We start from the raw sequence: 17,753 nt of genomic DNA on the forward strand, positions 1-17,753 counted from the left end.
TACCCAAAAGAATAGCTGAGGTGAGTAGAGATGAGTAGAGATGAGCAGAGTCAAAGTAAAACCAAGCAAGAGTTGGACCGGATCGTGTTCATCGGTCGCACGTTTGAAGAGTACGTACAAATGTTCAATTTGCACATTCCTGAACTTGTAGGTAAAAAAATTTTGGACTGTCCTGCAGGCGCATGTTCGTTCACCGCTCTGGGCTGCAAAGCCTCGCTGGATGTCACTGCAAGCGATATCGCCTACGATCACAAGGTTGACGATCTACAACGAAAAGGTCAACTGGATATTACGCATGCAATGGAAACACTAGAACGTGCAAAAGATAATTATGTTTGGAGCTATTATGGAGATGTGCAAGAGCTTAGCGAGCAGCGCCGTCAAGCACTCCAGGATTGCACACAGGATATGAGGAAGCATCCAGAACGCTACGTTTTTGCGATGCTTCCAGAGCTTCCCTTTGGGGATGAACAGTTTAACATCGTGCTGTCCGCCCATTTTCTGTTTATGTATAGTGATCGACTTGACTATGAGTTTCATAAAAATACGATACACGAGCTACTACGAGTGGCCTCAGAGGAAGTCCGTATTTTTCCACTGACCGATTTAACGGGTACTCGTTACGAACTGCTAGATCGATTGATTCTTGAGCTGGAAGCGGAAGGCTTACGAGTGACGGAGGTCAAAGTCCCGTACGAGTTTATGCGTAACGGCAACTCGCTGTTGCGTATCCGAAAGATATAGGACAGCTTTAGAGCTTTCACACTGAAAATTAGAAAAATTTAGAATATCAAGAAACATTCCTATATTTTTTTCGTCTATATTATGGAAGACCTTACGTATGAGGGCAGAATTTTCGAAAGCCTAAAGTTAAAATTAACTCACAAAGGAGCTTATGCATGTTAAAAAAGTTAGGATTAGCTGCATTAATTCTGGTGACTAGCCTCTCCATTACGGGAACAGGCTGGGCCGCATCCAGTGCAACAACCATTGAGGTTTCCAAAAGTCCACTGGATTACAACATTGCTCGCCCGCTCAGCGATGGTGCTTTTCATGATGGCTTATTGGCTGCCGAAACATCTGCTGGAAGCCTTGTGTATTACAATACCAAAGGAGCAAAAGCTTTCTCTCTTCCTGCCGAGATCAAGCCTGTTGGTGAGGATTTTCATGAGCAGCGCGCTGTAGTTAAAAATACAAAAACCAATCTCTATGGATACATTAATACCAAAGGAACACTGGTTATTCCTTGCCAATATGCCGAAGCTCATTCGTTTAGCGAAGGCAAAGCCAAGGTCACCATAGCGGACACCAAAGAAAATGCCATTATAGATCGAACAGGAAAAATCCTTTCTCATTTTAAAATAGATGGGGATTCGGAATATGTATTTACGGACGGCCTGGCTCTTGCCTATGCCCCTAACACTGGGAAGATTGGTTTTGTGAATACTTCCGGTCAAGTAGCAATTCCTTATCAATACAAATACAGCCGTAGTTTCTCGAATGGCCTGGCTATTATTCAGAATAGCAAGGGTCTGTACGGTTATATCAATACGGCAGGGAAAGAAGTCATTCCACCTCAATATCAATCCGGTGGGGACTTCTCGGAAGGATTGGCTCCAGTCCAAAATACCAAGGGTAAATGGGGATTCATCAATAAACAGGGGAAAGTCGTGATTCCCTTTAAATTTATGGATGCACAGGATTTTAGTGAAGGCTTAGCCAGTGTGAAAAATGCGAAAAATGAGGTTGGATTTATTGATAAAACCGGAGCATTGGTCATTAAATATCAACAAAAATATGATGTTGCATCTCCATTCAAGGAAGGCATTGCTTTAGTCGGTAAACAAACAAACTCATCTGTCTCAGACGGAAAATTTGGTTACATCAATCGCCAAGGCCAATTGCTAACTAAACTTGAATACAGATCTGAATCTTCTTCCTTCTCTAATGGCTATGCAGTTGCTTTTATCAAGCCAGGCAAAGCCTTCATTGTATCTAAGCATTCTGTTTCAAAATAAAAAATGACCCTGGAAGCAGATCCACTCCATCTGCCTCCAGGGTCTTTTAGATTGCCAATATTTCAAATCCTCTTAGTCGTGTGTGTAGAATTTCACTCCAGGCAGATCAGCTGCCACCCAAGAATAATTAATAGTATTGCTGTTGTAATTTTTGGTCCCCGCCTGAGCAATCTGTACTTCCTTCAAGATCGTGATGGATGAACCCTTCGGTCTGACGACCACGACATGACCATGCCCATCTGCTTTTTTGATCCCGATCGTAGGATACCCGAGATTTGCTCTATTTTGAGCATCCTGAAAGGTTACAAGGGACCAGCCTGGCGCCTTTTTATTCAGTAAATCATCAGCCATTTGATTGGCTAAGCCACTCGGCAAGGGTGCCGACATCGCAGACATGACATCTTGCGCGAAAATATTGCATTTCGTTCCACCTACCGGCGAATACTTTTTGTTCGTTTCCACCTTAAAACCGTCGATTACAGATGCGTATGTGCTTGCACTTCTAGCCATTGAAAATTCCCCCTGAATTGAATATAAGTTGTAGAGGAAATGACGGAGTCGCTTGAACATCTGAATGGCTCCACATTCAATTGATGTTGGCTTCAATTCCCTCTCAACTATTAGGGTGATTTTCGGCTTACTTTAACAACGCAATATCACAGAAAATAAACTATATTTTTATAATGTATACCCCTTATTGTTTAATCAGCACCTAGCTGAAGGCTTTCATCACTGATTATGGTTGGAATGATAAGCTCAGGAGTAGTCGCAGGCTTAGCCTGTGTAAAATAGTCTGTAATCCCCATCATTAAAGCCATGCCGATAAACAGCATGATCCATTTATGATTCTTTTTCATCATCTGTGCCTCTCATTCTTCACTACGCCCATTCAACCACTTGAACCAGTGGAGCAAATGACTGAACCGGTATTCGTGCTGGGAAGCGTACGTCCATACCTCCGGCTCTTCACCCGGTTCCCTCCAGACGAGCATGGAAAAGTGACCTTCTTTCTCGCTTGCAACCGATAGCAGCGAAAGACGATCATCCCCAAATCGGTAAGGGGCCGATTCCACCCAGTAATTTCGCATATCGCTGATCCAGCTGCGGAACTGCTCAGTAGCTGCGATCCGTAGCACTTCATTAGGAAGAAGCAAGTGCTCATGGATGTCCTTCCAATCCCCGGCATATTGGTACCGCGCTGCTAACATTGGACTGAGTGGTCTGGATTTGCCTAGAGCCAACGTTGGCATACTGGTGACGGGAACGACTGGTCCAATACGCTGGATAGCACAAGCACGGGCTTCCTCCTCACTCATTCCGTAGGACATAGCCTCCACGAGAAAATTGTTCCGTCTTACACCAAATTGATGCCGGTAGTGTGACATTTCAACCTGTAGCTCTAGTGCCATACCTTGTAACGTATCTGTTCCAATCATCCCCAAACACCTCTCATTTCAAAATATAGTCGTGCAATTCTCGTTGCGCTCGATACGTAGCCCAATTGAATTCTGGCCAATCTGATTCTTCTCTCGTCATGCTCGTAAAGCGGGCTTGTAAAAACTCATCCAGCGTTCCATGTTCCTTGCGGCTAAAATCAATCAGCAGCGGAATCGCATCTGCTGATAGCTCACTCAAATATTCCTTGTCTATCACCGATGTTGTGCGATACCGTTCGAGATTATTTTCAGCTATCCGTACATCCATGCCCACATAATTAACAACAATATAGGCGATCAGAGCGAGCACAATATAATATTTTGCCAGCGGAAGCTGACGGACATGAATACGCACGGCTGCAATGAGCAGCAACAAGCCTAGAAAAATCATAAACGCGTGTACCAGATAGCGGGTATACGTATAGCCGTATGCTTCTTCGTACATGACCAGTCGGGTATATCCTGAGTACAGCATCACACCCGAACAACCTACGAGTAGGTACAGCAGGCCGCTGTTCAATGTTTGTGCTATCCCTGAGCCAAATTCAGCCCACTTCAATACACTGATCATCAGCACAAAGTTGATACCTGTGACCATTACCAGCTCTCCGAACCCTCTTCTCGCATATTCGGCATACGAGGTTCCTTCTGGCAAAGCACCCTCCCATGCGCCAAACAGATATCCAAACTGCAGCACGACGAACACAACATACACCAGGTTCATAGCAATCAGCACTGTAGCCGTAATGACAGGATCAAACCTGATCGCGACTGGCTCGTGGTAAGGTACTGTGGATGATGGCTGAACCTCTCTCTCCGTTTTCCGCAGAGCAGGCTGTACGAATCCCCACAAGTAACAGAAGAAGCAGAAGGTGAAAAAGCAGGTCCAGATTAGCCGCAGCATGCCACTTCCAAAGGACAGCGTACCGATCCACTCAGGTATGCCGGATAACAAATTTCTGAACATCCCATCTGCCGAAGCCAGTAAAGATATGATGATGAACAGCAGGGGCAAGGCGATAAGCAAACCGATCGTTACTTTACCTAACACACGTTTACGCTCGTCTTTTACATTCCGAAAGGCTGCCGTTTTGGCCATCCGAAACGGAGTCACGATATGACGAAAGTTTTGATAAAACCAATGGCTTAGCGCCTGACCGATAATCCCCGGTTCTGACCATCCATGCCTGTTCTCCCCAAACAGCAGCACCATATGTATGCTAATCAGAGCAGGTATAGCCAGGGCATTTAGCACATAAAAGACCAGGTTATTGAACAGCACGTATGTCAATGCCAGCATGAAAATGATCACAAATAGCAAAAGATTTATCCATGAACTTGGCTGGAAACGATCTCGATTAAAGGCATACATATAAGCATAAAATACAGCAACAAAAATAGGCATAGACACGCCCAGACCATGTCCGTAGAACAGATATTGATGAATCAATGCCAACACAATGGCGCCAGCAAAGGCGGACAACAACGACGGTTTTGGCAAAGACGTTCCACTCATCTTGTCATGCATGGTAAATACCTCCACAACTATGCTTTATAACCCTTATTGTAGATGATAAAATAAGAAGATAAAGAGAAATTAATCGAAACAAAATTTCCTATTTTATAAAAGCGGGTGCGCTTTTAATCAAGCATAGGGGAAACGGAGCATGCCTGAATGAAACTTCACGCCCAATTTTTACGACTTCACTCACATGCAGCTGACGACAGAGACGAGAACCATACGATAGAGACTACGCTGGATGAGTTGGCGGCTATTTTTGACTGCACCCACCGCAATGCCTTAATGATCGTTCAGAAAATGGAGCAGCACGACTGGATCCAGTGGACTCCCCGCCGAGGCAGAGGCCGCCGTTCCAGTCTGCGCTTCCTCATTCAGCCGGAAGACATTGCCGTGCAATCCATGATGCAAGCCATAGACCGCCATGATATCAAACGCGCGCTGGATGAAATTCGAGTTCACTCGCGGTCCTCCACCATGCAGGAGCATTTACAAGGCTGGCTGCTGAATTATTTCGGGCATCATGCGGAGGTTCGTAGTGATCAGCAGCAGATCGACACGCTGCGTCTGCCTATCCGTCAGCAGCTCTATACGCTGGACCCGTTGTATTTGAACTGGCTTGCCGAGTCCTTCGTATCCAGCCATGTCTTTGACGGGCTGGCCCGCCGGGCGAACGAGAGCGGTGAAATTTTGCCGGGACTGTCCCATGCTTGGGAGGTGGATATCACTCGTACGCAGTGGACCTTTTTCCTGCGTAAAGAAGTGCTGTTTCATAACGGCAAAATACTGACCGCAGAAGACGTCGTCTATACCTTTGAGCGATTGAGTCGAGCGCCGGGAAGGAGACTGTACCATTTTATTGTGCGGCAAATTCAGCACGTTCAGGCGTTAAGTCCGACAATGGTACGTTTCATACTAAAGGAGCCGAACGAGCTATTTCTATCCTTCCTGTGTACCAGCCGGGCTGCGATTGTGCCGCGTGAACTTAATCAGGTGGGTGAAGCCGCCTTTGGCGTCCGTCCTATCGGTACGGGGGCTTTCAAGGTCACGGAAATGAACGAAAGCCTGTGTATACTGGAGGCTTTTGCTCCTTATTTTCAAGGCCGTGCTCATCTAGATCGGGTAGAAATCGTCCAACTCCCGTGGGCGACTAAGCTGGAATCGTCGGAAATGGAGGATACCGCTTCTTCTTTTCACATTATCCATAATCCTATACTGGCAAGAGACACAGATACCGCATGGAGTCAGATTCACTCGGCGGCTTCGGTACGCAAGTTTATCACATGTAACACATACAAGGATGGACCACTGCGCAACCCGGAAATACGTGCTCGCATTGTAGCATGTCTGGATCCTCGCCCCCTTCCTTCAGCAGGGGATTCATCTAACGCCAACGACGCATACGAACCACTGGCGACGATGCAAATTGCCACCATTCCCGAGTATAGAGCAGATGCAGAACGGGTCGCGGCTCAGCTCGAATCCTGTGGATATACCTGTAACATCGTGGCCGCACCCATGAATGAATTCAAAAGCTCATCTATTCGGATGGAATCAGACTTGATCATCTTCTCTCTGTTTCGGGATCGTGATGAGCAACTGCGCCTGTTTGATCTGTATCTCAATGTATCCGGGCATGTGGAGCCGCACAGCCGTGTGGATATCGAAAGACTGCTGCGCGAAATTGCACGGGAAGCCGACCATACCGTGAGGGCACAGCAATTTGAGCATATCGAAACTCGGCTCATGGATGAGCACCAATTGCATATTTTATATGAAAAGCCCGTTCAGACGGCCTATCTTCCTTCTGTGCGCGGCGTATCTTTTAACAGCCAAGGCTGGGTAGATTTGCGTCATGTCTGGTTTCCACCTGCCCAACCTCCGACTCCGCATTCTTAACGGCAACAGTCCCCTTCAGATGCGTGTCCACATCAAAAAAGGTATCCTCTTTTTCATAAGAGAATACCTTTTTTAACGTTATCTAGACCTTCTAACCCAATGTTTCAGAGGATGACAATGCCCATCCCCCCAAACCATGACTTTGGACATCGCTAGGGTCCTCCGTAGGAGGGGCAACGGGCGGAAAATTCAATAGGATAAAAACATTAAATGCGAGCAGAGAAAAAACGATCTTTTTTATCATGGATGTGCTCTACCTCTCCAAGCAAGTTTTTATACTCCTCTTTATCCTCAGAAGTGGCAGTATGCCGATACTTTTCGAATAGTCCTACACACTTGATGGTGACAGGATTACCATTCAGCACGACAGAATAGGAAAGGCTTTCGAGCAAAAATTTCATACCCTTGGAATACCGATGTTTGTTGAGATCATAACAAGCCATCTCTGCCAAAAATCGTGCATAAAGATCTGCTGACATTTGCTCTGTATAAGTGCCTACCTTGGTATGCTGATCTGCAAATGCCTCAATTTGTTTTTCAAAGTGTTGCAGTACATGATCTACATTAAAATCATAGCGGTTGGCTGCTACCATTATTTTATGTAACCCGACCAGAATTTCACCCTCATTTTTTTCCAAATAATCTACGTACTGCGGAATCACATCCAGACTGCCAGACATCAACTGATACAGATACCTGTTGGCCTCAGCCCAGTTGCTGCAAAGAGCCTTCAAATGCCGGGCTTCTTCTGTATCCTCTTGCACCCAGCTCAAATCAGAATATAGCGATACATATTCCAGCGCCTTCTGGTAATCCCCGCGCTCATCCCACACCCCGGCACGCAGCACGTAAGAATATACGATATACATAAACAAAGGACCCTTAGGTTCCTTGCCCCGCTCTGATTTTTTGGTGTTTCCGTATTTTTGCTCGTATTGTACTTTGGCCTTCTGAGCCATTTTTTCAGCAAACCATTCTACTTTATCCCAACGCCGCAAGGAGGCATACGTATTAGCCAAGTCTCTTAGGGCATCCAATTGGTCTGCCTCACCCAACCGCTCCACAAAGCTTTCAAAATGTGTGGCTGCCCATAAATTTTCATCCTGGTCATCGCCAATGGCAATCGTAAATAAACGGTATTGGCAAAGCGCCAACCGCTCCGAATGTTGATACTTCTCGCTTTCCGCCACATTTTTATAAATAATGGCTGCCGCCTCGAACCTGCCTTCGCTGAATAATTCCTCCGCTGTCTCAAACAAAGCCGGGGCGTATATGAGATAATCCATCATAAACTCCACGACTTGCTTAATACAATCCAGTTTGTTCAGCTCTGCACAGCGATGCAAAAAGGGACGAACCCTTCGCCAATTCGGCGCCGTATTCCGTATAAATTCATCAATATAGAGCTCATAGAGGCTCCCCTCTTCAAGCCCCATGCCCGCAGCAATCCGGTCCAGCAGCAGCATGGCAATCGGCCGGTTGCCGTTAATAATGGCACTGATCGTACCTGCATTAATACCTGTGTTCTCCCCAAACTTACTAATCGTAATTCCTTCTCGTCTGATATACTGCTCCAGCTCTGCGCGAATAGTGGTTGTTTCCTTCAATTCAGGCACCCCCAGGGATAACTTGCATGTTTTCAATTCAAAAAAAGAAAATTCCCGTGAATATTCCCTTAATTATACAAAAGAAAGCCTACTTAGCCAACCGCCCAAGTACATTTATATCAAAAAATTCAATAATTCTCCGAATTATCGTATACTACAGGAGGTAAGCTGAACGGCTACAACCAATCGGTCGCAGGAAAGGATACAACAAATGGATAATACCACCACAACAGAACAACAAATTGCACAATGGATGGTCGCGCAAATCCGTGAAGTGGGCACTCTAAAACAAGAAGATGCCATTGCATATGTACGCTCTGAATATGGAGAGCAGTATGTGTTTATAAGCGAGCATGGTCATGTATCTTTGGAAAAAGAAGTAAAAAAGGCATTTCGCAAGCTACATGGCGGCCGAATTGCCTGGGATCGTGATGCATTTCTCTGGGCCTGGACTTAACAAGCAAAAGCATCTGCAATAGGCAGATGTTTTTTGATGATTTAACCATATATCCTCTGGAGTCGGCCGTACAAGCACTCGAAATGGCCATTGAAATCAAAAATAGGTTAGAGCAGACTCGGCGTTAGCCGGTATGTAGCTGGTATCTACGGAAGCCAGCTTCCTATAAGGAAGCTGTATCCGCAGGCAGGGACACTTCGTCCGCGTAGTTCGTTGCCATAATCTTGGCTACCCCGGCCGGATCAGTCGTCTGACCCAACGCCCACATCATTTTCGTCACCAGCGCTTCTGTTGTCATGTCATACCCTGGAATAACACCCTTTTCCAGTACCTTCTGTCCGACCTCATAAATCGTCAGATCCCCGCCCTCATAAGGACATTGAGTGGTGACGACAATACTCATACCATCCTTCATCAGCTCTTCGATTTTACTAATCAGGCTTCTTTCTTTAAAAGGCACGCCCCCCATGCCAAAGCCCTCAATGACGATACCTTTATAGCCCAAGCTCTGAATAGCATCGAAAATCGCCGGATTCGTGCCGGGAATCAGCCTGAGCAGAAATACCTCAGAAGCATACCTGTCATTGTAGGGGTGACGAACAGCATCACGATTTGCAAATACGCCCTCCGTATAGACCACCTTGCCGTTCTCCACGAGGCCGATGTACGGATAGTTAATACTCTCAAAAGCGTTATAGCTGCGTGTTCTGATTTTCGAGCTGCGGCTGCCGTTGATAATTTTGCCATTAAACACGACAAAAACCCCTGCCACCTCGCCACATGCGGTCAGGAATGAGTCGATTACATTTTTTTTGGAATCACTGTGCTCCGCCAAAATAGAAACCTGCGAACCTGTCACAACGACGGGTTTGTCTACAGTGCCCAACATGAAGCTCAGGGCTGAAGCCGTGTAAGCCATCGTATCCGTGCCATGGGCGATAACAATACCGTCGTATTGATCGAGCGAACGATGTACCATCCGAGCGATGGAGGCCCAATCCTCTGGTTGTGTATTGGTGCTATCGATGCTCATCAGATTGCAGGCATCAATCTCGCAAATTTCCTGAAGCTCCGGAATTTCAGCCAAAATATTTTCAGCCGATTGGGTCGGAGTCAGGCCGTTTTCCTGATAAGAAGAGGAGATTGTTCCTCCGGTATTAATGAACAGAACCTTTTTCATATGCCAATGTTCCTTCCCGATTACAACTTCACTTTATTGTTCTTAGAATTTATCATGAATAAGGGTGATTAGCTACTTTGCTAAAGAAAAGGATTTTGAAAGTAAGGCTAAAAAAGCACGACAGACAAGCGCCGGCTTTCCCATCTCCCGCAACTTGTCTAGCGTGCTTTTTACGATAGCTGCAATGAATCTACAGCACTGTACATACCTTTAACCCGTTCACGTACTTTTATGACAATGCTGGTTGCTCCTGTAACGTTCTTTGCCCCAAAGCTTTGCCAAGGAATTGCCGTGTCCGTTCTTCCTTCGGATGATTGAAAAACTGCTCCACCGGCCCCTGTTCTACGACCGTACCATGCTCCATCAGCACGACCCGGTCGGCTACATCCCTCGCAAAACCAAGCTCATGCGTGACAATAATCATCGTATTGCCTTCACTCGCCACCTTTTGAATCACGGACAGCACTTCATCCACCAGCTCAGGATCAAGCGAGGATGTCGGCTCATCGAACAACAATACCTGTGGATTCAGCGCTAAAGCCCGGGCAATCGCCACACGCTGCTGCTGTCCGCCCGAAAGCTGGGCAGGATAATAGGTCATACGATCCTTTAACCCGACCTTTTCCAAAATGCCTTCACTGATCTCCCTCGCCTGCTTGCGATCCAGCTTTTTCACGCTAGTCAGACCAATCATCACATTGTGGAGTGCGTTCAAATTTTTAAACAGCTGATATTGCTGAAATACCATTGCCGTTGCCATCCGCAGTCCGAGAATGTCCTTTTTTCCTGCCTTGGCCGCATCTACCTTCAGACTGTCAATTTCAATGATCCCGCTGGTCGGCTGTTCCAAAAAATTAATGCTGCGCAGCAGTGTGGACTTCCCCGATCCGCTTGGCCCCAGGATGACCACAACTTCTCCCTTGCCTACCGTCAGGTCTATGCCCTTTAACACATGATGCTGCCCAAAATGCTTATGAATTTGATGAAGTTGAATCATGCCCTTACTCACTTCTTTCGTATATTCGAATACGCTTTTCCAGCACAACAAGCCCGCGCTCAATAATGATGCACACCAGCCAGTAGATCAAAGACACCGCAACATAGACCTCGAAAAAAGCCAACGCTCGCGCGCCCATAATTTTAGCCTGTCCCATCATATCGACGACACCAATCATAAAAATAAAGGACGTGTCCTTCACTGTGCTGATCAGCGTGTTTCCCAAATTGGGCAAAGCCACCGTTAGCGCCTGCGGCAATACAATTTTGAGCATAATCTGTGTTTGGCTCATGCCGATCGAATTGGCAGCCTCAAATTGTCCCCGATCGACCGAATGAATCGCTGACCGGAACGTTTCCGACAAATATCCTCCCAGGTTCAACGAAAATGAAAGCAACGCAAACAGCTCGGGCGGAATGACGTAGACATTGAATTGCTGTAAAAATCCATACTCACTCTGAAAATAATACAAAAACTTCGGTATTCCGTAATATACGAGAAACAACTGCACAATGAGCGGTGTTCCCCGGATATACGAGACATACAACGTAGACAATGGTGCCAAGACAGGCACCTTATATATCCGAATTAAGGCCGTAGCTAATCCAATGATCGCACCCAGCAGCATGGAGACAAATGCAATCCATAATGTAACGGGGAGATACTCCACGATCTGGGGAAGGCTTTTCAGCATATAATCTAGGTCAAACAGCTTTTCCATAGGAACCCCACTTTACCCTTTACATTGTGATTATTGAGGAATGAATTCCCCACCTGTCCATTGTTCAGACAACTTTTTCAGTGTTCCGTCGGCTTTAAGCTCTTTAATAATCGGGTCGATTTTAGCTTTTAGCTCCTCACCCTGCTTATCCTTTTTGAACACCAGGTTAATGTTATCGCTTTGTACCGGCTCGCCCACAGCTTCCACCTGCAAGCCTTCCTTCTTGATCGTTGCTGCCGCCATCACTGGATCATTCACATAAGCATCCACTCGGCCATTTTGCACGTCTTGAAGGTTATCGGATGAAGTGCCTGTATCATTATATTTCAAAATAATTTTGTTCCCGTGCTTCGCATTATACTGTTCCAGCAACTGTGTATAGGAATCGCCCACCGAGGCGGCTACCTTCTTACCTTCCAAATCCTTGAGGGAGTGGATATCCGTTCTACCCTTTTTCACAATAATAACCGACTGAGCGGAGAAATAGGACTCATCCGAGAACAGATACTTCTTCTCACGTTCAGGATTTTTGGCAACTTCATCTGCGATGATCTGAACTTTATTCGCATCCAGCGCAAGGAATATTGCATCCCAGCCCGAAGGTACAAATTCAATCTTATAGCCGTCCAGCTTCTTGTCGATTTCCTTAATAACTTCCACATCGTATCCAGTCAGCTCATTTTTATCATTCGTAAAGGCAAACGGCGGGTAGTCATTTTGTGTCCCTACATAGAGTACCTTATCCCCCGATGCCGCTTCCTTCGAGGAGCATCCACTCAAGGCACCTGTTAATAACACAAGAGATAGGCCAATCGCTGCTACCCAAGCAGATTTCTTCATAAGTGACATCCCCTTTTAAAATCCAAGTAATTTACTATGATTTTATATTATAACGAGTTATTTAAATAATACAACAGCTAATTTCATTTCGAATGTCTAACCAGACGCTGTACAAAAAGAACCCCTTCCGGGACAGTTGCTATCCATGAAGCGGAAGACGGTCTGCTGGATGTACCAACGTTTGAAACAGCATTCGCGTGTATTCATGCTGCAAACAGTCTTCATCCCATTCTTTGAATATTTCCACGATCTCTCCCTGAACCATAACGGCCACACGATCACAGAACGTGCGGGTAGATTGAAGATCATGGGTGATAAAAAGATAGGACAGCTGACGTTCGAGCTGCATTCTTTTGAGCATGTCCAGCACAGAAGACTGGGTTGTCACATCCAGATTGGCCACGGATTCATCGAACAGAATAATTTCGGGTTCAACCGCCAGCGCTCGAGCAATGCATACCCGCTGTTTTTGCCCACCACTCAGCTGTGTGGGGTATTTCCCCAGACTGTCAGCCTCCAGCCCTACCGATTCCAACAGGCAAAGGCAGATATCCAGTGCCCTTACTTTTCGCTCAGGGAAATAGTTACGGATGGGTTCCATTAAAATATCTTGAATGGTCATATGGGGATGCAGTGAAGAGGCCGAGTCCTGCGCAACCAACTGGATTCGGCTGTACAGATGAATATCCTTCATCCTTCTGTTATGTATGGGCTGATGATCAAGCCAGATTTCCCCCGAGGTCAACGACTCCAGCCCCAGGATACACTGCGCCAGCGTGCTTTTGCCACTTCCGCTTTCTCCAACCAATCCCAGGCATTCTCCCTGTCGTAACTCCAGACTCACTTTCTTTATAGCCTGCTGCTCACCCTGTCCCGCGTGGAACCAGCCTTTTCTTCGTCTGCGGACAGGGTAAGCTTTGGTGACGTTTTTCAATTCCAGCATTACGGTTGCACCCTTCCTTCCGGGGTCATCTCCAGCACCCGATCTGCTATACGGCTTATCCCTTGGCGATCATGCGAAATCAACAAAATCGTAAGATCGAAATCTGTTCTCAACTGTAACAGCAATGCCAGAACTTTGTCGCGGTTGATTATATCCAGCGCTGTAGTAGGTTCGTCGGCAATAAAGAGACGCGGACCAGAGCTTAACATAGCAGCCAGCAGGACCCTTTGGCACATACCTCCGCTTAGTTCAAAAGGATAAGATGACAGAATATGCTCAGGGTCGGCAAAGCCGACATTGCGGAGCAGAGAATGCAAATAAGCTTCCTGCTCTGGAGTAGTGCGGCCTACAGCCAGCTCCGTGGCACGGTTTAGCACCTGCCGCATCCGTGACCTTACGCCCTGTGATTGGGGCTGCTGCGAGACCGTGTGGGACGGGGCAGCACCAGCTTGCCCCCGCTCCCTCTGGGCGTGCACCAGGCGCCGCCCGTGCAGTCTAATCGTATCCGTCAGCTGCGCGCGGACGGTACGGATCGGATTCAGCCCGCTCAGCGATTGCTGGATGAGCAAGGCAATATCCTCACGGCGCAGTCTTTGCCAGCGCTGTTCATGGAACGGGATAATGTCCTCCCCGTTATAGTAGATACATCCTTGCGTAACACCAACCCCTGGGTCCAGCATACCCGCGATTGCGTGTGCGGTCAGGCTCTTACCGCATCCACTTGGTCCAGTCAGGGCTACAATTTCCCCTGCGTATACGGAAAAGCTCACATTTCGTAGTAGCGGCTTGCCTTCACTTGTTCTTACACCTGTGCGGCAAATTCCCAAATGTTCCACGTGTAACAACGGTTTTTGCATGTACGCTTGCTCTATCGTGTCCTCCCGCCCCGTCGCTGGTCGCTTCTCCACTATTTCGCTGCCTCCTTTTCCGAAAAATGGTCACCCAGAAGCTGGCAGGCAAGTACAAACAGCATAATCGCCAAGCCTGGGAAGATCATAACATGCGGGGCCACCTGAAAATACGAGGTTGCATCATGCAGCATCACACCCCACTCTGGCTTGGGCGGCTGTACGCCCAGTCCGAGAAAGGAGAGCCCGGCGATCATTAACACCACGCGTCCGATATCCCATACCGCATAAACCAACATTTGCGGCCATACTTGTGGCAATACATAACGTCTCAATATGCGCACATGTGAATTGCCGGACAAACGTGCATATCGTACATAGTCTTCCTGGCAGGCTTTTTGAACCAAGCTACGAATAAATCGGACATATCCCGCCCATCGGACTGCAATAATCGCTAAGGTCATGTTGACGAAACCTGGTCCCAAAATACCCACAATCGCCACACTTACAATAATATCGGGAAAAGCCAGTACGCCGTCGATCCCCCGCATAATCACCTGATCCACACGTCCGCGCACATAACCTATGAGTAAGCCTATGGGCAGACTGATGAACAGAGTAGCTACCGTAATCACACATGCGATTAGCACGCTCGTTCGAATCCCGTAAATGAGCCGTGACAGCACATCCCGACCCAGATGGTCCGTACCAAAAGGATATTTCCGGCTCGGTGGTGCCAAACGGTTCAGAAGGTCCACATGCAGAGGATCATGAGGAGCAGCCCATGGAGCCAGCACTCCGAGCAGCACAATCAAGCCAAACAGCGCGCCCCCTGCCAGCAAGCTTCCTCTACAGGAAAGCCGTATCTTTTTCATTTGCAGCTCCCCCCCTTAACGCAAACGCAGCCTCGGATCTATCATTGTCTGGACCACATCCACCAAACATTGAACACCTACAATTAAAAATGCAGCAAACATAACATATCCCTGAATAACCGGGTAATCCCGCTGCGTAATCGCATCTATAAAATACTTGCCCAACCCTGGCCATGAAAAAATGGTCTCTACGATGCCGTTACCTGCCAGCATAAATGATAGATTCGTACCCAACAGCGTAATCATGGGCAGCAGGGCATGTTTAAATAGCTCAAAAAAGAGAATATGCATACGGGAAAAACCCCGAGCCCTCGCTGCCTTCACAAAGTTCCGATCACCCAGCTCCAGCATTTGAGCACGCAATACACGAGCTTGCACCGTTCCCAATCCTGCACCCAGCGTCAGCGCCGGGAGTACTAAATGCGTCCAGTCCTCTCTTCCCATCGATGGGAGCCAGCCCAGGTGAACGGAAAATAGATAGATTAGTAGAAAACCAAGCCAAAATGAAGGGATCGACGACCCCAGCAAGGCAAACAGCCTGCCCAGACGGTCCAGTGGACCGCTCACCTTTAACGAGGCGGCCAGCCCCATTCCAAGCGTAAGCACCGTCATGACGGCAAAACCAGCCAAAGCTAGCTCCACCGTAGCAGGCAGTCTGCTCCACAGTTCGTTGATCACCGACTCCTTGGATACATACGAGGTTCCCCATTGTCCCGTAAACACATCCCTCAGCCAGTTCACATATTGAATATGAAGCGGCTCATTCAAGCCCAGTTCTTCCCGCAGCGCCGTTAAGGCCTCCTCTGAAGCAGGAACATTATGCGCGGTGAGCAAAATGGTAGCGGGGTCACCAGGGGCCAGCCTCATCAGCACAAAAGTCAGCGTGGATACAATGAATACAATGATGGGCAGCTGCGCTACACGTTCCAGTATAAGACGGATCATAGGATACGTAGCCCGTTATTCCGCAATATCGGATTGCGCTGTAATGTAGTAATACTCGATCGGATGCGGCGTAAAGCCCTCTACTCCTTTTTTCACGCCAAACACATTGTCAGGGTGCACAATGAACGACTGCGGCAAATCTGTATTGATTATATCCAGCGCTTGCAGTGTTACCGCATCTCGCTGTGCGGTATCCTTTGCCAACTTCAGGCTATGAAGAATATTCTCCAGCGGTTTGGAAACATAGCGGCTTACATTAGATTTACTTGTAGAGGAATAGAACATGTTCATAAAATACTGCGGCTCCCCTGTATGGGCCGTGAGCATGCTGTACATAGCAAAATCCCAATCGTTTTTGGTCAATGCCTCATCGATATTTTCCACCTTGCGAATCTTGACCTGGATTCCCTCATTCAGCAATTGGCTCTGGATCACCTCAGCCATAACAGATAGCTCCGGACGCTGAGGGAAAGTCAGCAGTGTAACCTCGAATGGCTTGCCCTGCTTGGACCATGTGCCTTGGGCATCCTTCTGCCAGCCATCCTTGGTCAACAGCTGCCCCACCGTTCCATCCAGCGCTTTACGCTCAATCTTGCCGAAGGGAAGAATACTTGGAAACGGACTGCTTGCTTCCGTACCGAAGCCCCTCATCACGGCGCTCACAATGGATGCGCGCGGAATCAGACTGTCCACTACCTTACGGTTGGTCACATCCTTGAATACAGGCGATTCCATGTTGTATACAATCATATGGGTACGCAGGGACGGAGCCGACAGCACTTGTAGCTTATCGTTCTTTTTCAGCACCTCCGCATTATCTACCGGAATATCCGTCGCTACGTCTACCTCACCGGATTGCAGCGCCATCAGGCGCGAATTACCGTCTGTAATGAATTTCATCGTTGCTTCAGCCAATCGAGCCTTTTCACCCCAATATCCGTCATAACGCTCCACGACCAGGGACTGATCCTTGTTGAAGGCTTTGATTTTAAAGGCACCTGTCATCGCAGGATAGCTCTGCTCATCTTTCATGGATGCTACGTCCAGCACGATCGTTGAGGGATCAGCCAGATTGGATGCCAGCGCTGCATTTGGCTGATTTGTTGTAATTTTTAGCGTCAACGGCCCGCTGGCCTCAATGGACTTCACATCAAGTAAATCCTTCGCTAGATGGCTTTTCTCAATAGAGCGCAGCAAAGATGCTTTTACACTTGCTGCATCCATCCTTTTTCCATCATGAAAAGTGACTTTATCCTGTAAGCTGAACGACCACACGTTGGGACTGTCCTGCTTCCATTCCTTGGCTAACCAAGCCACAGGCTCCAGCTTTTCATTCAAACGGACCAGCGTCTCACCGGCACCAGAACGCATCACATCCCAGCTATTGTCCCCGTGCGGATCAACGCCTGATGGTTTCCACGTATACGCCATCACCAGCTTTTTATCTGATGGAGTCTGTTGTGCAGGA

18 protein-coding genes are annotated in these 17,753 nt (G+C 47.5%); 4 read left to right on the top strand and 14 right to left on the bottom strand.

Features of this window, described 5'->3' with window-relative positions; translation table 11 throughout:
* Nucleotides 1-30 precede the first annotated feature (30 nt).
* Together AC5V8P_RS12165 and AC5V8P_RS12170 are read left to right on the top strand one after the other, a co-directional pair.
* The gene (locus tag AC5V8P_RS12165) at nucleotides 31-744 is read left to right on the top strand and encodes a hypothetical protein (protein WP_063207375.1); all 714 of its coding nucleotides are present in this window, start codon (nucleotides 31-33) and stop codon (nucleotides 742-744) included.
* 155 nt (nucleotides 745-899) lie between these two features.
* A complete protein-coding gene (locus tag AC5V8P_RS12170; protein WP_064797607.1) occupies nucleotides 900-2,018 on the top strand; it encodes a WG repeat-containing protein in 1,119 nt (372 codons plus the stop codon).
* A gap of 72 nt (nucleotides 2,019-2,090) precedes the next feature.
* Here the strand turns inward: AC5V8P_RS12170 and AC5V8P_RS12175 are convergent, their stop codons facing one another.
* From AC5V8P_RS12175 to AC5V8P_RS12190, 4 genes are all read right to left on the bottom strand, one after another.
* Nucleotides 2,091-2,528: a hypothetical protein gene (locus AC5V8P_RS12175; RefSeq protein ID WP_064797606.1), complete on the bottom strand. Its 438-nt coding sequence runs from the start codon at nucleotides 2,526-2,528 to the stop codon at nucleotides 2,091-2,093.
* Between the two features lie 191 nt (nucleotides 2,529-2,719).
* A complete protein-coding gene (locus AC5V8P_RS12180) occupies nucleotides 2,720-2,875 on the bottom strand; it encodes a hypothetical protein (RefSeq protein ID WP_495473651.1) in 156 nt (51 codons plus the stop codon).
* 12 nt (nucleotides 2,876-2,887) lie between these two features.
* Nucleotides 2,888-3,454 carry a hypothetical protein gene (locus AC5V8P_RS12185; protein WP_064797605.1) on the bottom strand — a complete coding sequence of 189 codons (567 nt, stop codon included), beginning with the start codon at nucleotides 3,452-3,454 and terminating at the stop codon, nucleotides 2,888-2,890.
* A gap of 13 nt (nucleotides 3,455-3,467) precedes the next feature.
* Entirely contained in the window at nucleotides 3,468-4,982 is a 1,515-nt protein-coding gene (locus tag AC5V8P_RS12190) for a DUF4153 domain-containing protein (RefSeq protein ID WP_064797604.1), read from the bottom strand.
* A 147-nt stretch (nucleotides 4,983-5,129) separates the two neighbouring features.
* Here AC5V8P_RS12190 and AC5V8P_RS12195 point away from each other — a divergent pair, with 147 nt between their 5' ends.
* On the top strand, nucleotides 5,130-6,872 hold the full coding sequence (locus AC5V8P_RS12195) for an ABC transporter substrate-binding protein (protein WP_064797603.1): 1,743 nt from the start codon (nucleotides 5,130-5,132) through the stop codon (nucleotides 6,870-6,872).
* 206 nt (nucleotides 6,873-7,078) lie between these two features.
* Here the strand turns inward: AC5V8P_RS12195 and AC5V8P_RS12200 are convergent, their stop codons facing one another.
* Complete coding sequence (locus AC5V8P_RS12200) at nucleotides 7,079-8,479, bottom strand: helix-turn-helix domain-containing protein (protein WP_064797602.1); 1,401 nt, start codon at nucleotides 8,477-8,479, stop codon at nucleotides 7,079-7,081.
* A gap of 211 nt (nucleotides 8,480-8,690) precedes the next feature.
* Here AC5V8P_RS12200 and AC5V8P_RS12205 point away from each other — a divergent pair, with 211 nt between their 5' ends.
* Nucleotides 8,691-8,936, top strand: a complete 246-nt coding sequence (locus AC5V8P_RS12205) for a DUF6953 family protein (RefSeq protein WP_063207394.1) — start codon at nucleotides 8,691-8,693, stop codon at nucleotides 8,934-8,936.
* A 163-nt stretch (nucleotides 8,937-9,099) separates the two neighbouring features.
* Here AC5V8P_RS12205 and AC5V8P_RS12210 read toward each other — a convergent pair whose 3' ends face one another.
* From AC5V8P_RS12210 to AC5V8P_RS12250, 9 genes are all read right to left on the bottom strand, one after another.
* A complete protein-coding gene (locus AC5V8P_RS12210) occupies nucleotides 9,100-10,116 on the bottom strand; it encodes an asparaginase (protein WP_064797601.1) in 1,017 nt (338 codons plus the stop codon).
* Nucleotides 10,117-10,345: 229 nt separating this feature from the next.
* Nucleotides 10,346-11,113 carry an amino acid ABC transporter ATP-binding protein gene (locus AC5V8P_RS12215; RefSeq protein ID WP_064797600.1) on the bottom strand — a complete coding sequence of 256 codons (768 nt, stop codon included), beginning with the start codon at nucleotides 11,111-11,113 and terminating at the stop codon, nucleotides 10,346-10,348.
* A gap of 4 nt (nucleotides 11,114-11,117) precedes the next feature.
* Entirely contained in the window at nucleotides 11,118-11,834 is a 717-nt protein-coding gene (locus tag AC5V8P_RS12220) for an amino acid ABC transporter permease (protein WP_063207403.1), read from the bottom strand.
* Between the two features lie 30 nt (nucleotides 11,835-11,864).
* Entirely contained in the window at nucleotides 11,865-12,674 is an 810-nt protein-coding gene (locus AC5V8P_RS12225; protein ID WP_064797599.1) for a transporter substrate-binding domain-containing protein, read from the bottom strand.
* 139 nt (nucleotides 12,675-12,813) lie between these two features.
* Nucleotides 12,814-13,617, bottom strand: coding sequence for an ABC transporter ATP-binding protein (locus AC5V8P_RS12230; protein WP_064797598.1), 804 nt, complete (start codon nucleotides 13,615-13,617; stop codon nucleotides 12,814-12,816).
* Complete coding sequence (locus tag AC5V8P_RS12235; protein WP_064797597.1) at nucleotides 13,617-14,525, bottom strand: ATP-binding cassette domain-containing protein; 909 nt, start codon at nucleotides 14,523-14,525, stop codon at nucleotides 13,617-13,619. Before AC5V8P_RS12235 ends, AC5V8P_RS12230 begins: the two co-directional genes overlap by 1 nt.
* On the bottom strand, nucleotides 14,525-15,340 hold the full coding sequence (nikC, locus tag AC5V8P_RS12240; protein WP_064797596.1) for a nickel transporter permease: 816 nt from the start codon (nucleotides 15,338-15,340) through the stop codon (nucleotides 14,525-14,527). Before nikC ends, AC5V8P_RS12235 begins: the two co-directional genes overlap by 1 nt.
* 15 nt (nucleotides 15,341-15,355) lie before the next feature.
* Complete coding sequence (gene nikB / locus AC5V8P_RS12245) at nucleotides 15,356-16,285, bottom strand: nickel ABC transporter permease (RefSeq protein WP_064797595.1); 930 nt, start codon at nucleotides 16,283-16,285, stop codon at nucleotides 15,356-15,358.
* Nucleotides 16,286-16,300: 15 nt separating this feature from the next.
* On the bottom strand, nucleotides 16,301-17,753 hold a 1,453-nt coding region (locus AC5V8P_RS12250; protein ID WP_495473652.1), incomplete at its 5' end, for an ABC transporter substrate-binding protein.

This window comes from Paenibacillus sp. N119s (genome assembly GCF_059447605.1).

Excerpts from the sequence above, each read along its gene's own strand:
- AC5V8P_RS12190 (WP_064797604.1), bottom strand. The coding sequence starts at position 4,982 with ATGCATGACAAGATGAGTGGAACGTCTTTGCCAAAACCGTCGTTGTTG.
- AC5V8P_RS12205 (WP_063207394.1), top strand. The coding sequence starts at position 8,691 with ATGGATAATACCACCACAACAGAACAACAAATTGCACAATGGATGGTC.
- AC5V8P_RS12195 (WP_064797603.1), top strand. The coding sequence starts at position 5,130 with ATGAAACTTCACGCCCAATTTTTACGACTTCACTCACATGCAGCTGAC.
- AC5V8P_RS12230 (WP_064797598.1), bottom strand. The coding sequence starts at position 13,617 with ATGCTGGAATTGAAAAACGTCACCAAAGCTTACCCTGTCCGCAGACGA.
- AC5V8P_RS12220 (WP_063207403.1), bottom strand. The coding sequence starts at position 11,834 with ATGGAAAAGCTGTTTGACCTAGATTATATGCTGAAAAGCCTTCCCCAG.
- AC5V8P_RS12170 (WP_064797607.1), top strand. The coding sequence starts at position 900 with ATGTTAAAAAAGTTAGGATTAGCTGCATTAATTCTGGTGACTAGCCTC.
- AC5V8P_RS12165 (WP_063207375.1), top strand. The coding sequence starts at position 31 with ATGAGTAGAGATGAGCAGAGTCAAAGTAAAACCAAGCAAGAGTTGGAC.
- AC5V8P_RS12215 (WP_064797600.1), bottom strand. The coding sequence starts at position 11,113 with ATGATTCAACTTCATCAAATTCATAAGCATTTTGGGCAGCATCATGTG.
- AC5V8P_RS12185 (WP_064797605.1), bottom strand. The coding sequence starts at position 3,454 with ATGATTGGAACAGATACGTTACAAGGTATGGCACTAGAGCTACAGGTT.
- AC5V8P_RS12180 (WP_495473651.1), bottom strand. The coding sequence starts at position 2,875 with ATGAAAAAGAATCATAAATGGATCATGCTGTTTATCGGCATGGCTTTA.
- AC5V8P_RS12210 (WP_064797601.1), bottom strand. The coding sequence starts at position 10,116 with ATGAAAAAGGTTCTGTTCATTAATACCGGAGGAACAATCTCCTCTTCT.
- nikB (WP_064797595.1), bottom strand. The coding sequence starts at position 16,285 with ATGATCCGTCTTATACTGGAACGTGTAGCGCAGCTGCCCATCATTGTA.
- nikC (WP_064797596.1), bottom strand. The coding sequence starts at position 15,340 with ATGAAAAAGATACGGCTTTCCTGTAGAGGAAGCTTGCTGGCAGGGGGC.
- AC5V8P_RS12175 (WP_064797606.1), bottom strand. The coding sequence starts at position 2,528 with ATGGCTAGAAGTGCAAGCACATACGCATCTGTAATCGACGGTTTTAAG.
- AC5V8P_RS12225 (WP_064797599.1), bottom strand. The coding sequence starts at position 12,674 with ATGAAGAAATCTGCTTGGGTAGCAGCGATTGGCCTATCTCTTGTGTTA.